Origin of the sequence: Streptomyces sp. NPDC007095 (assembly GCF_040634475.1) — a bacterium.
Lineage (GTDB): Bacteria > Actinomycetota > Actinomycetes > Streptomycetales > Streptomycetaceae > Streptomyces.
The window spans coordinates 1-13,073 of record NZ_JBEYFS010000051.1 but is presented as its reverse complement, the minus strand read 5'-3'; the positions used below and the strand labels follow the sequence as shown (position 1 = coordinate 13,073).

8 protein-coding genes and 4 pseudogenes are annotated in these 13,073 nt (G+C 69.7%); 9 read left to right on the top strand and 3 right to left on the bottom strand.

The window, feature by feature from the left end:
* Nucleotides 1-50: 50 nt before the first annotated feature.
* On the bottom strand, nt 51-173 hold the full coding sequence (locus tag ABZ656_RS19100) for a hypothetical protein (protein WP_360269360.1): 123 nt from the start codon (nt 171-173) through the stop codon (nt 51-53).
* Complete coding sequence (locus ABZ656_RS19095) at nt 170-442, bottom strand: hypothetical protein (RefSeq protein WP_129592365.1); 273 nt, start codon at nt 440-442, stop codon at nt 170-172. The genes ABZ656_RS19100 and ABZ656_RS19095 overlap by 4 nt, the downstream gene beginning before the upstream one ends.
* Before the next feature lie 99 nt (nt 443-541).
* Between ABZ656_RS19095 and ABZ656_RS19090 the strand changes: the two are divergent.
* The 4 pseudogenes from ABZ656_RS19090 to ABZ656_RS19075 form a co-directional block, all read left to right on the top strand.
* Nucleotides 542-838 (top strand): annotated as a pseudogene (locus ABZ656_RS19090) (FAD-dependent oxidoreductase); the annotation flags it as partial.
* Nucleotides 836-1,192 (top strand): annotated as a pseudogene (locus ABZ656_RS19085) (hypothetical protein); the annotation flags it as partial. The pseudogenes ABZ656_RS19090 and ABZ656_RS19085, both read left to right, overlap by 3 nt.
* Nucleotides 1,192-1,413: pseudogene (locus ABZ656_RS19080) on the top strand (transporter); the annotation flags it as partial. The pseudogenes ABZ656_RS19085 and ABZ656_RS19080, both read left to right, overlap by 1 nt.
* Nucleotides 1,414-2,310, top strand: a pseudogene (locus ABZ656_RS19075) (hypothetical protein); the annotation flags it as partial.
* 300 nt (nt 2,311-2,610) lie between these two features.
* Here the strand turns inward: ABZ656_RS19075 and ABZ656_RS19070 are convergent.
* The gene (locus ABZ656_RS19070; protein ID WP_101406697.1) at nt 2,611-3,612 is read right to left on the bottom strand and encodes a LacI family DNA-binding transcriptional regulator; all 1,002 of its coding nucleotides are present in this window, start codon (nt 3,610-3,612) and stop codon (nt 2,611-2,613) included.
* A gap of 402 nt (nt 3,613-4,014) precedes the next feature.
* Between ABZ656_RS19070 and ABZ656_RS19065 the strand changes: the two genes are divergently transcribed.
* From ABZ656_RS19065 to ABZ656_RS19045, 5 genes are all read left to right on the top strand, one after another.
* Nucleotides 4,015-5,349: an extracellular solute-binding protein gene (locus ABZ656_RS19065; protein ID WP_101406698.1), complete on the top strand. Its 1,335-nt coding sequence runs from the start codon at nt 4,015-4,017 to the stop codon at nt 5,347-5,349.
* Between the two features lie 7 nt (nt 5,350-5,356).
* Nucleotides 5,357-6,292, top strand: a complete 936-nt coding sequence (locus ABZ656_RS19060) for a sugar ABC transporter permease (RefSeq protein ID WP_360269357.1) — start codon at nt 5,357-5,359, stop codon at nt 6,290-6,292.
* Nucleotides 6,293-6,339: 47 nt separating this feature from the next.
* Nucleotides 6,340-7,146, top strand: a complete 807-nt coding sequence (locus tag ABZ656_RS19055; protein WP_360269412.1) for a carbohydrate ABC transporter permease — start codon at nt 6,340-6,342, stop codon at nt 7,144-7,146.
* A 41-nt stretch (nt 7,147-7,187) separates the two neighbouring features.
* Entirely contained in the window at nt 7,188-9,923 is a 2,736-nt protein-coding gene (locus tag ABZ656_RS19050; protein WP_360269410.1) for an alpha-mannosidase, read from the top strand.
* Nucleotides 9,924-9,974: 51 nt separating this feature from the next.
* The coding region (locus tag ABZ656_RS19045; RefSeq protein WP_360269355.1) for a glycoside hydrolase family 2 TIM barrel-domain containing protein at nt 9,975-13,073 on the top strand (3,099 nt) is incomplete at its 3' end.

Below are 13,073 nucleotides of genomic sequence, written 5' to 3'. Positions count from 1 at the left end.
GTTCGTCTTCGTTTCCTTCGCCTCTTTCTCGCCGCCGGGTCGCCGCCGGGTCAGAGGTGCTTCATGAAGAACGGCGGCAGGTGGGCCGTGACTTGGTCGACGTACTCGGGGACGTCGTAGAGAAAGACGTGTCCGGCGGCGTCGATGACAGCCGGCTCCTTGGGGCTGTTCACCCGCGGCAGCAGCTGCTCGGCCTGCCACAGGGAGCCGGCCTTGCTGCCGCGTCGGCGCCCTGGGCCTCGGCGGCGCGCTGCTGTGCCACCGCGTCGAGGGTCGCGAGCTGAGTGGCGACGGGCTCGGCGCCGAGGCCCGTTCGATCGCCCCGGTCGCCGCCGTTCAGAACCGCTTCGGCGTCCTGGAGCAAAGCAACGCCGCGCTGGTCGACGAGTGCGCGCGAGCCGGCATAGCCTTCATGCCGTTCTTCGCGCTGGGTGGCGGCCACAGCCCACTGGACGATGGTGACCTGCTCGACGTCGCGGAACGTCACGGGGCCACCCACTTTTCCAGGTGGCCATCGTCTGGGGGCCGGCGCGGTCGCCCTCGCATCCTGGCACGCAAGCTGCACCGCCCCGGAGCCTTCGACTCCGACATCACGCTCGTCAACCGGCCGCTCAACGACTACTGGCTGAAGCCGCTCGTCGGAGCGGGGGCGGAGACCGGAGCCGAAGCGGTCACCGAGGCACGGCAGTTGTCCCTGTCGGTCCTGTACTGGCTGCAGACCGAAGTACCCCGGCCGGACGGCGGCACCGGCTTCCCCGGCCTCCGGCCGCGCCCCGACGTGACCGGTACCGCGGACGGCCTGGCGAAGGCCCCGTACGTCCGCGAGTCGCGCCGTATCAATGAGAAGCGCGACCCCGCCGAGCTGCGCCAATGGGCTCTGGCCGCCGACGCGTTCGGCGCCGCGCTCGACCCCGGCCTGCCGTGCCGCGCCCGGATCGTGGAGCGCGGCGACGGGCTCCAGCTGTTGCTCGCCCGCTACACCTCGCGTCCGGCCACCGTCGAGCTCTACACCGACACCATCGACCGGGCCGAGTCGCTGACCGACGAACTCGGCTGGCGCTCCTGGTATCCCGTCGGGTCCGTGCGCGCCGCGGCCCTCGCCCACGAGACCGCGCACGCACTGCTCCACCGCAAGGCGATGCGGACCGCGCTCAAGGAGGTGCTCGGTCACACCGCCCTGCGGCTGGGCCGATGAAGGCGGTCAGCCCGCACAACTCGGTGCTGTTCGTCCTCGTCTTCACGCTGCTCGTCCCGCTGTGCCTCTACCGCGGGCCGCTGAACGTCTTCGGGCTCGGCGCCGGGGTCTCCGGCGTTCTCATCGCCACGGGCATCTACCCGGCCGCGGCCGTCCTCGGCATGGCCACCTCGTACAACCAGGTCTTCGGAGTCGCCGACCTCACCAGTACCCAGACCGCCGCACCCGGCGGATTCCCCGACTACACCTACGTCCGCACCCTGCTCACGCCGTCCCAACTGAAGTACAACCCGACCGGTGAGATCATCTTCCCCTGCGTCAGGGGCGTCCACGACAAGCTGAGCACCCCACTCGGCCGCTACTACCTGTACTACGGGCCGCACGACGCGCCCGGCGGCATCTGCCTGGCCTATGGCAACTCCCTGGAACGGCCCTTCACGGAATACCCGGACAACCCGATCGTCGCCAACTACTGGCAGCCCCACTACTCCGTCAGCCACGTCGCGTCCCCGCACGTGATGTGGCACGCGAGCACGAAAGAGCTGTGGCTGTACTTCCACGGCGAGAACACCACCACGCGCCTGGCTCGCTCGAAGGACGGCATCAACTTCACGTACGACAAGGTCGTCCTGTCCACGTCGATGCTGCCGAGCGGCACGACCGAGACGTCGTACGCCCGTGTCTTCCCGCACGAGCTGCCCTCTCGCGGCGCCCACCACGTCATGGTCTTCATGCTGGACAACACCACCGACCACCGTGACATCCACTGGGGTTGGTCGGCCGACGGGCGCACCTGGACCTACGACCAACAGCCCCTGATCCGCCACTCCGACGTCAGTGCCGTCAACGTCGGCGGTCCGCATCTGCTGTACCGCGACAACAGCACTTACGTCGTCTACAACATGGACAAGGAGAGTGGCGGCGACCTGATGATCACGGAGGTGGGCAACGACTTCAGCAGGCGTAACCACCTTGGAGCCTTCTACAACTCCCGCAGCAGTGCACCTGAGAACGGTCGCGCTGCCGCCCCCTCGTTCGGCACCGACGGGGGCGTGCCCTACATGATCTACGAAGCAGGGGAACGGCTCTCGGGCTCCATCGCCATGGCCCGCGGCCGACAGCAGCGTTCAAGCTCTGTCGAAAGACATGCGAGCGATGAGTCCGTGTGCGCACTTCGTCTCAACGCCTGGGCCGACGGCGGCCCAGGCGCCAGGGCGATGCTTCATGCGGGCACCGTAGAAGAACCCTCTGACATGTCGTTCCGGCGCGCTCGGCTGTCGGCGCGGTGGCCTGGCCACGCTCGCGCCTGACACCGACAGGTGCGGCAACGTCCGTCGGCGGTCCGCACCGCATCGCCCCACCGCGCGAGCGTCCCGACGCGAGGCAGGCCGTGCGAACGGCTCTCCGAACACGGCCTACGCGGACTCACGCAGCCTCAGCTCCGCCCCTACCACCAGTTCGTCCTGGCCGAGCGGATCCTCGCCGGTCAGCAGCCGGGCCGTCTGTTCCACGACGAGTGCCCCGAGCGCCCGCGTGTCCAGGGCCACGGTGGACAGCGGCGGCTCGACGAGCGCCCCCAGTTGGAGGCCGTCGAAGCCGATCACCGCGAGGTCGCGAGGAACCGCGCGTCCGAGCCGGCGCGCTCCGCGCAGCGCGCCTATGGCGACAATGTCGTTGAAGGCGAACACGGCTGTCACGTCCGGGTGCTGGGTGAGCAGGACCTTCAGCGCGCTCTCCCCGCCCTCCACGCTCTGGTCGGCGCGGCTCACCGGCCCGGCGTCGAGCCCGCAGGCTGCCATCGCGTCGGCGAACCAGGCGTGGCGGATGCTGGGCTCGGACCGGCCCGCGTGGTCGAGCATGCCGATGTGCCGGTGCCCGGCCTCGACGAGGTGCGCGATCGCCGCGCGGACGCCCTTCTCGCCGTCGATCCGGATGGAGCTGAACCGTTCGGTGCGGTGCTCCCGGTCGATGAGTACCACGGGCAGCCCGCGTGCCAGTTTTTCGATCTCGTCCTCGGGCTGGCTCAGATAGCCGACCACGGCGTCCACCTGGGAGGCGATCACCTGGAGCGTGCCGCGCTCCTCCTCGATGCGGTCACCGGTGTCGTACACGACGACGTGCCAGCCACGGGTCCGCGCCGCGTCCAGAGCGGCCGCGGCGACCTCGGTGAAGAACGGGTTGAGCAGGTCGGGGATCACCAGCCCGACGCTGATGGTGTCCTGCCGCACGAGCCCCCTGGCGAACCTGCTGGGGCGGTACCCCAGCGCGAGCGCCGCGTCGAGGACGCGCTGCTTGGTGGTGACGTCGATCTCGCCCTTGTCGTTGAGCGCCCGCGACACCGTCTGCCGGGACACTCCGGCGGTCCGGGCCACATCGTGAATCGTCACTCTGCGGGGTCCGGTCCCCGACGACGCCATCACTACCTCCGTACCTGTGTCGACGCGGCCGCGCCGTTGGGACACTGAGTATGCACCGGGCCGAAGCCATGGTGCGACCTTTTGCGCGGGCCCTCGACGATCATGGCCGTCGTGAGCCCTTCGCCGGTGGCGCCAGGCCATCACCGGTGGTCAGCGGTGTCATATGAGCTCTCCTTAACCTGCCGGACCCATGGACGACCCGAGAGTCTTGACACTCGGCCGTGCCGCGGCGCAGACTCCGAATCAATTCATAGCACGCTCCCGTGAGCGCTCCCGTGAACGTTCACGTGAACGCTCACGTGAACGCTCACGGACCTTATCCCAACCAGAAGGCCTCCCCGCCCGAGCTGTCAACGTCGACCCGCCTAGCGCCGCCGCTAGTCGTTCTCTGGAACGGAAAACATGAGCAAGAGAGTCACGCGCACCCGTCTCGCCGCCGTCGCCGCGGCAGCCACTCTCGTCGTACTCGCCGGGTGCTCGTCGCCCGCTCCCTCGGACAAGGCGTCCGCGGCCTCCTGTACCCCCGCCAAGGGGAAGGTCACCCTCCAGTACTGGAACACCGTTCCGGGCATGGACAAGGTCGTGGACCTGTGGAACAAGAAGAACCCGGACATCCAGGTCCAGACGAAGAACATCTCCAACGACCAGTACGGCACCCTCGGCAACGCCCTCAAGGCGGGCAAGGCGCCGGACCTCGCTCAGGTGGGCTACGACGAGCTCCCCAACCTGCGCACCCAGAACGCCTTCGTGGACGCCTCGGCGTGCTCTGCGGCCACCGCGGCCAAGTCGAAGTTCGTGCCGTGGACCTGGTCCCAGACCAGCTTCGGCGGCACGGGCGTCTTCGCCCTCCCGCAGGACACCGGCCCGATGGCCCTGTTCGTGCGCAGTGACATCTTCAAGAAGCACGACATCGCGATCCCCACCACCTGGGACGAGTACGCGGCGGCCGCGCAGAAGCTGCACAAGGCGGACCCCAACCTCGACATCACGTTCTTCGACCCGAACAACGCCGAGTGGTTCAACGGGCTCCTCTGGCAGAACAGCGCCCAGATGTACAGCTACTCCGGCGACAAGTGGCACGTCACCGTCGCGTCGGACCAGAGCAAGCAGGTCGCCGACTACTGGCAGAAGCTGATCGTCGGCAAGCTCGTGCGCACCGACCTCGCCAACGGTTCGACGCAGATGTACGCCGCGTACCAGAAGGACCAGATCGCCAGCTACGTCGGTGCCGCCTGGGGCTACAGCATGTTCCGCGACAACCTGCCCAAGCAGGCCGGCAAGTGGTCGATCGTACCGATACCGACATGGGGCGCGAACGGCGCCTCCGGTGACTGGGGCGGTTCGACCGTCGCGTTCATGAAGGGCAGCAAGCACCTCTACGAGTCGGTCAAGTTCAACACGTGGCTGAACTCCGACCCGGAGGCGCTGGCGCTGGAGAACCAGCTGGGCGGCCTCTACCCGGCGGCCGACGCGGGGCTCGAGCTGCCCGCGCTGTCGAAGGGCGTGCCGTACTACAACAACGAGAAGATCTTCGACGTCTTCGCCGATTCGTCCAAGAAGATCGACACCGAATTCGCCTGGGGCCCCACCCAGAAGACGGTGAACCTGGCCCTCCAGGACGCGATGGCCAAGGCCGCGGCCGGTGACGGCACGCTGGCCGACGCGCTCTCCGCCGCCCAGGCCGCCGCCCTGAAGTCGATGAAGGCCCAGGCGATCCCGGCCACGGCGGGCAAGTGACCACGGAATGACCGACATCGCACCTCGCGCGGTGACGTCAGGTGGCCGCCGCCGCATCAACGGCGGCGGCCCCCGGGCAGGCACCGTCATCGCGTTCCTCACCCCGTTCTTCCTGCCGTTCGTGCTGTTCTACCTGGTGCCCGTCGGCTACGCGCTCTGGCAGAGCTTCCGCGTCGTGCGCCGCACCGGAGGGCAGTACGGGACCTCGTACACGACTTTCGGCGGATTCGACCAGTACACGCAGGTGTTCCAGAACAGCGAGTTCTGGAACAGCATCGGCCGCATCGGGCTGTTCGGCATCGTGCAGGTGCCCGTCATGCTGTTCGTCGCGCTGGTCATGGCACTGCTGCTGGACACGCCCCTGCTGAAGCTCAAGGCGTTCTTCCGCATCACCGCGTTCATGCCGTACGCCGTGCCCGGCGTCATCGCCGCGATCATGTGGTCGTACCTGTACTCGCCGCAGCTCAGCCCGGTCGTCGACCTGTTCCAGCGCATCGGCCTGCATCCCGACTTCCTCGGTCCGGGCGCCGTGCTGTGGTCGGCGGCGAACGTCTCCACCTGGCTCTGGACCGGCTACAACATGCTGATCATGTACTCGGCGCTCCAGTCGATCCCGCAGGAGCTCTACGAGGCCGCCAAGATCGACGGTGCGACCAACTGGACGATCGCATGGCGGATCAAGGTCCCGATCATCGCCCCGTCGATCGTCCTGACCACGGTGTTCTCGATCATCGGCACACTCCAGCTCTACGCCGAGCCGGCCGTGCTGCGCCAGATCTCCTCGAACATCTCCAGCACGTTCACCCCGAACATGCTGGCGTACGCGGTGGCCTCCGGGAACGACTACCAGCAGGCCGCGGCCATTTCGGTGGTCATCGCCGTCATCACCTTCGTCCTGAGCTTCGGGTTCATGCGACTCACCTCGAAGAAGGCGGGACTGTGAGCAACCCATCCACGATCCGCGAGAGCCGGGGCAGCCGTACGGCCGTCATGGCCCTGATGTTCCTCCTGGCCGTCTACTTCCTGCTGCCGGTCTACTTCCTGATCGTCGCGGCGACGAAGCCGCAGGGTGACCTCGCCGCCACCAACGGGCTGGCGTTCTCGCACTTCAACCTGTTCGAGAACCTGCGCGTCCTGTTCACCCGCAGCAACGGCATCTTCGGCCGCTGGGCCCTCAACACCGTCATCTACGCGGTGCTGGGCGCGGCCGTGGGCACCCTGATCTCGGCCCTGTGCGGCTACGCTCTGGCCAAGTTCCGCTTCCGCGGCAAGGAGTTCCTCTTCTCCGTCGTCCTCGGCGGTGTCCTCGTCCCGACCACCGCGCTCGCCCTGCCGTTGTTCCTGCTCTTCTCGGCGACCGGGATCGTCAACACCTACCTCGCGGTGTTCCTGCCCAGCATCGTCAGCCCCTTCGGTGTCTACCTGGCGCGCATCTTCGCCAACGCCGCCGTCCCGCAGGAGCTGATCGAGTCGGCGCGGCTGGACGGCGCGGGCGAGTTCCGCACGTTCTTCTCGGTGTCGTCCAGGCTGATGACACCGGCCCTGGTGACCATCTTCCTGTTCCAGTTCGTGGCCATCTGGAACAACTTCTTCCTGCCGATGGTGATGCTCCAGAAGGAGTCACTGTTCCCGATCACGCTCGGCCTGTACGAGTGGAACGGCCAGACCGCCCGGGCCCCACTGCTCCAGGAGTCCGTGATCACCGGCTCGCTGGTTTCGATCGTGCCCGTGATCATCGTGTTCATCCTCCTCCAGCGGTTCTGGCGCACCGGGCTCGCCGCCGGTTCCCTCAAGTGACCGCTCTCCCCCGCACGTCCGCACAGAAGGTCCCCGTCGCCATGCAGAACTCCGCCGTCTTCGTGCCCCATTTCCACTGGGACAGGGAGTGGTACGAGCCGTTCCAGGTGTTCCGGCACCGGCTCGTCACCGCCCTGGACACCGTACTGGAGACGGCCGAGGCGAACCCGGACTTCCGGTTCACCGTCGACGGGCAGATGGCCGCGGTCGAGGACTACCTGGAGATGCGGCCGGAGAACCGCGACCGGCTCGTGGCACTGGTGCGCGAGGGCCGCCTCGCCATCGGACCGTGGCTGATCCTGCTCGACGAGTTCCTCTGCTCGGGCGAGACGATCGTACGCAACCTGCAGATGGGCTGGGCCGCGGCGGAGCGACTGGGCGGCGCGATGCCCGTCGGCTATCTGCCGGACATGTTCGGCCACATCGCGCAGATGCCGCAGATCCTCGCCCGCGCCGGGATCGAGCACGCGGCGCTGTGGCGCGGTGTGCCCGGTTCCGTCGACGGCCACGCCTTCCGCTGGCGCGCGCCGGACGGCTCCGAGGTGCGCACCGAGTTCCTCTTCGACGGCTACGACAACGGTCTCGACGTCCTGCTGGTGCCCGACCGGATCGGCCCCGCCCTCGGCGACTACGCGCGAATGACGGCCGCGCGCTGGGGCGGCGACCCGGTGCTGGCGATGGCCGGCACCGACCACAACGCGCCCGACCCGCGGCTCGCGGACTGGCTGCGGCGTGCTTGCGACGACGAGCGCGCCATCACGATCGCGACACTCGACGAGTACATCCGCGAGCACGTGCGGGACGAGGTGTCCGCCGTCGTCACCGGCGAGCTGCGCAGCCATGTCCGCGGCAACATCCTGCCCGGCGTACTCTCCGTGCGGCTCGGGCTCAAGCAGCGGATGGCCGTCGCCGAGCGCACCGTCGACCACGCCGAGCGCGTGAACGCCCTGTGGTCCCGGCGAGACGACGCGCCGTTCCTGTCACTCGCCTGGCACAAGATCATCGAGTCGACGGCGCACGACTCGGTCGTCGGCTCGGGCACCGACGAGACCTGCGACCAGGTCGACGCCCGCCTGGCCGAGGCCGCGCAGACCGCACGCGCCGTACGGGACGCCGCGCTCGCCGAGCCCGCCGCCCGGGTGCCGAGCGACGCACATCTCGTCGCCAACCCGCTGCCGTTCGCCCGTACGGCGCTGCTCGAGGTGGACGTCGTGGCACCACCGGCGGGAGCCGGGCTGGTCGCGACCGCCGCCGACGGCTCCACGCACCCCGTGCAGCTCATCTCGCAGGCCCCGTCCGTGCTGAGCGACGAGCGCATGGACGCCTCCCAGCTCGAACGCGTCCTGCGCCGTATCCACCGCCGCGAGCTGTTCGGCCGGCTGATCGACCACTACGAACTCACCCCGAACTCGCTCGTCTTCCACCTCGCCGAGGTGCCCACCAGCGGACCGTTCGACCTGCTGATCCTGCGCCGGGAGGTCGCCGAGGCGGCCGCCGCGCACCTGGGCGAGTGGCGGGTGCTGACGCTGGAGGAGGCGCGGGCGACCGCGCTGGTGCCCGTGCACGTGCCGGCCTCCGGGCTGGCGAGCTTCCGGGTCACGCCGAGCGAGTGGCCGGCCGCCCCGTCGACCACGCTCGCGAACGCCACGGCGACGCCCCGGGGCGTGTCCAACAGCCTGGTCGACGTCGAGGTCGCCGCCGACGGCACCCTGACCGTGACCGGGGCCGACGGCACCGTCCTGCGCGGCGTCGGCCGCCTCGTCGACGGCGGTGACCGCGGCGACAGCTACAACTACGCGCCCCCGGCGCGGGACGTACTCGTGTCGGAGCCCGTGGAGACGACCGTAGACCTCCTCGAATCCGGCCCGCTGCGTTCCAGGCTGCGGGTCACCCGGGTCTACGCGTGGCCCGCCGCGCTCTCCGCCGACCGCGATCTGCGCGCCGCCAGGACCGTGGCGACTCCGGTGGAGACGCTCGTGGAGCTGCGCGCGGGCGAGCCGTTCGTCCGGGTCTCCACGTCGTTCCTGAACCAGTCCGCCGACCACCGGCTGCGTTTCCACGTGCCGCTGCCCGAGCCGGTGGCCGTCTCCGCGTCCGCCGGGCAGTTCGCCGTGACCGAGCGCGGGCTCACCGCCGAGGGCGGCTGGGGCGAGTACCCGCTCCCGACCTTCCCGGCGAGCTCGTTCGTGTCGGCCGGACCGGCGACCGTGCTGCTGGACCACTCCAGCGAGTACGAACTCGTCGACGGCGGCGCGGAACTGGCCGTCACCCTGCTGCGCGCGATCGGCTCGATCAGCGTGAACATCCACCCCCTGCGCGACGAACCCGCTGCCACCGAGATCCCCGCGCCGGGTGCGCAGGACCTCGGGATGCGGATCACGAACCGCTTCGCCGTGCTGCCCTCCGCGACCGGCTGGCAGGGGGCCGACGCGGTCGCCCTCGCCGAGGAGTTCCGGGGCGACGTGCTCGTCACCCGCGGCACCGCGCCCGGCGGAGGCGACCTTCCGGACGACGCGACCGGACTCCGGGTCGACGGCAGGGATGTCCTCGTCTCCAGCGTCCGCCGCGTCACCGACGACGGGCGCGGGTCCGGAACCGAGGTGCGGCTGGCCGCGATGAGCGCCACCGGCTCGGTCGTCCGGGTGACGGGCGCGTTCACCGAGGCGACGACGGTCGACCTGCTCGGCAGACCGCTCTCCGCGGAGGCGGAACCGTCCGGCGACGGCCTCGAACTCGCCCTCGGCCCCTGGGAGATCCGCACCGTGGTCCTCCGCTAGCCCCACCCAAAAAAAGAATCTCCCCGCTGCCACCAAGAAAGTTGTGACCTCTTGCCCTCCGAGCTTTCCGCGTACGTTTCGGACCCCACACCCGGGCGCGGTGCGCTACGCCCGGCGCGTTCGTGGCTGCACTCCGACGCTCCCTCGCTCTCGCTGAACGGATCCTGGCGTTTCCGGCTGTCGCCCACGGCGTCGGTGGCACAGGACTTCGCGGCCGAAGGATTCGACGACCACGGCTGGGAGAGCATCCCGGTGCCGTCCCACTGGGTGCTGGAGGGCGACGGAGCCCACGGCCGGCCGATCTACACCAACATCCAGTTCCCGTTCCCGATCGACCCGCCCCACGTCCCGGACGAGAACCCCACCGGCGACTACCGGCGTCACTTCGCCATGCCCGCCGGATGGTCCGACGCCGAGCGGATCGTGCTGCGGTTCGACGGTGTCGAGTCGCTCTTCCGGGTCTGGGTCAACGGTGTCGACATCGGCAGCGCCGGCGGCAGCCGGCTCGCCCACGAGTTCGACGTCACGCGGGCGGTGCGTCCGGGCGACAACGTCGTAGCCGTGCGGGTGCATCAGTGGTCGGCGGCCAGTTACGTCGAGGACCAGGATCAGTGGTGGCTGCCGGGCATCTTCCGCGACGTCACGCTGACCGCCCGGCCCCTCGGCGGCATCGAGGACGCCTGGCTGCGGACCGGGTTCCGCGACGGCCGCGGGCGCCTCGAGGCGGAGATCACCGCCGAGGCGTCCGCGTTCCCGGTCACCCTGCGCATCCCCGAACTCGGCGTCGAGCAGGTCTGGGCGACCGCGGCCGACGTGAGGCCGGTCGACGCCGGCGAGGTGGAGCCCTGGTCGGCCGAGCGGCCCCGCCTGTACGACGCCACCGTGTCGACGGCGGCGGAGAGCATCGCGCTGCGCGTGGGCTTCCGGACGGTCGAGATCCGCGGTGACCGGTTCCTGGTCAACGGCCGTCGTGTCGTGTTCCACGGGGTCAACCGCCACGAGGCACATCCCGTGCGGGGCCGGGTCTTCGACGAGGAGCACGCCCGCGAGGACCTGGCCCGTATGAAGCGGTTCAACGTGAACGCCATCCGCACCAGCCACTACCCGCCGCATCCGCGTCTGCTCGACCTCGCCGACGAACTCGGCTTCTGGGTCGTGCTCGAATGCGACCTGGAGACGCACGGCTTCGAAAAGGGCGGCTGGGCGGGCAACCCGAGCGACGACCCGGCGTGGCGGGAGGCGTACCTCGACCGCATCCGGCGGACGGTCGAACGGGACAAGAACCACCCGAGCATCGTGATCTGGTCGCTCGGCAACGAGTCGGGTACCGGTAGCAACCTCGCCGCCATGTCGGCCTGGGTGCACGCCCGGGACGCCGAACGCCCCGTCCACTACGAGGGCGACTACACCGGCGAGTACACCGACGTGTACTCCCGCATGTACGCGTCGGTGCCGGAGACCGAGCGCATCGGCAAGGACGGCACGGACACGCCGCTGCTGAACTGCACCCCCGCGCAGAGCGCGCGGCAGCGGGCCAAGCCGTTCCTGCTGTGCGAGTACGCCCACGCCATGGGCAACGGACCTGGGGCGCTCGACCAGTACGAGGCGCTGGTGCACGAACATCCGCGGCTGCACGGCGGGTTCGTCTGGGAGTGGCGCGACCACGGCATCCTGGCCACGGCGCCGGACGGCACGCCGTACCACGCCTACGGAGGCGACTTCGGGGAGGTCGTGCACGACGGCAACTTCGTGATGGACGGCATGCTGCTGAGCGACGACGTCCCGACGCCCAGCCTGTACGAGTACAAGGCGGTGGTACAGCCGGTCCGTTTCGTCTTCGACGGCGACAAGGTCGCGGTGACGAACCTGCGGCACTCGGCCGACACCTCCGACCTGCGCTTTCGCTGGCGCGTCGAGCACGACGGAACGCCTGTGGACGCCGGGGACCTGGAGGTCCCGGTGGTCGCGGCGGGCGAGTCGGGGTGGGTGTCCCTCCCGCCGGTCCCGGTGGCGCACAAGGGCGAGACATGGCTGACGATCGACGCGGTCCTGGCGACCGCCGCGTCCTGGGCCCCCGCGGGCCATGTGGTGGCCACCGTCCAGTCGGACCGTTCGCCGGACGTCCCCGTGCCCGCCGTCCGGCACCGGACGGGCTGGCGACCGGACGCCGGAACGCTGGTTCTCGGGGCCGCCCAGTTCGTGGACGGTTCCCTCGTGAGCCTCGCCGGCCGCGCCGTGACGGGACCACGGCTGGAGTTGTTCCGCGCCCCGACCGACAACGACGAGAGCCCGTCGGACGGGGTGGAGGAGAGCGACGCGAGTGTCCCCGGGGTGTCCAACGCCGAGCTGTGGCGTCGCGACGGTCTCGACCGGCTGACCACACGTCGCGTGTCGGTGGAGCGACCCCACGACAAGGCGAACGCGCTGCGCACGCTCGACAAGGTCTCCGCGGCGAACTCCACCCTGTTCGTGATGGTGGAGTCCGTCTGGTCGCTCGAAGCCGGCGAGCTGGAACTCCGCGTGGAGATCGAGCCGTCGAGCGGCTGGACCACGGTGTGGCCGCGGATCGGAATCCGCTTCGACCTGCCCGACGGCGCGGCACCCGTCGACGGCGCCGAGTGGTTCGGGCTCGGCCCGTCGGAGTCGTATCCCGACAGTCTGCGGGCGGCACGCACCGGCCGTTTCTCCTCCGGCATCGACGACCTCTCGGTCGACTACGCACGTCCCCAGGAGACCGGACACCGGTCCGGGCTGCGTCGGCTGGCCCTCACGAGCACGGGTGCGGAGGTGCTCCGTGTCGAGGCCCTGCCCGACACGCACGGACGGCGGCCCGGCTTCACGCTCAGCCGCCACACGCCCCAGGAGCTCGCACGGGCCGGACACCCGTATGAGCTCCCCGCCTCGACGACGAGCCGTCTGACCATCGACGCGGCTCAGCACGGACTCGGTTCGCGGTCGTGCGGCCCGGACGTGTGGCCCGAGTTCGCCCTGCGTCCCGAGGCCCGCACGATCAGACTGCGCATCACGGCGGTCTGCCTCATCTCCAGTTACGACGGCACTCGAACCGGTCAGCGACTCCCGCGTCTTGGACAGTTCCGTGTCGACCTGGTCGAGCAGATAGTGCCGCATGCCCATCAGACTGACGGCTGT

What these genes read in the sequence shown, in the direction of transcription:
- ABZ656_RS19070 (WP_101406697.1), bottom strand. Translation starts at nt 3,612, where the DNA reads ATGGCGTCGTCGGGGACCGGACCCCGCAGAGTGACGATTCACGATGTG.
- ABZ656_RS19060 (WP_360269357.1), top strand. Translation starts at nt 5,357, where the DNA reads ATGACCGACATCGCACCTCGCGCGGTGACGTCAGGTGGCCGCCGCCGC.
- ABZ656_RS19065 (WP_101406698.1), top strand. Translation starts at nt 4,015, where the DNA reads ATGAGCAAGAGAGTCACGCGCACCCGTCTCGCCGCCGTCGCCGCGGCA.
- ABZ656_RS19050 (WP_360269410.1), top strand. Translation starts at nt 7,188, where the DNA reads ATGCAGAACTCCGCCGTCTTCGTGCCCCATTTCCACTGGGACAGGGAG.
- ABZ656_RS19055 (WP_360269412.1), top strand. Translation starts at nt 6,340, where the DNA reads ATGGCCCTGATGTTCCTCCTGGCCGTCTACTTCCTGCTGCCGGTCTAC.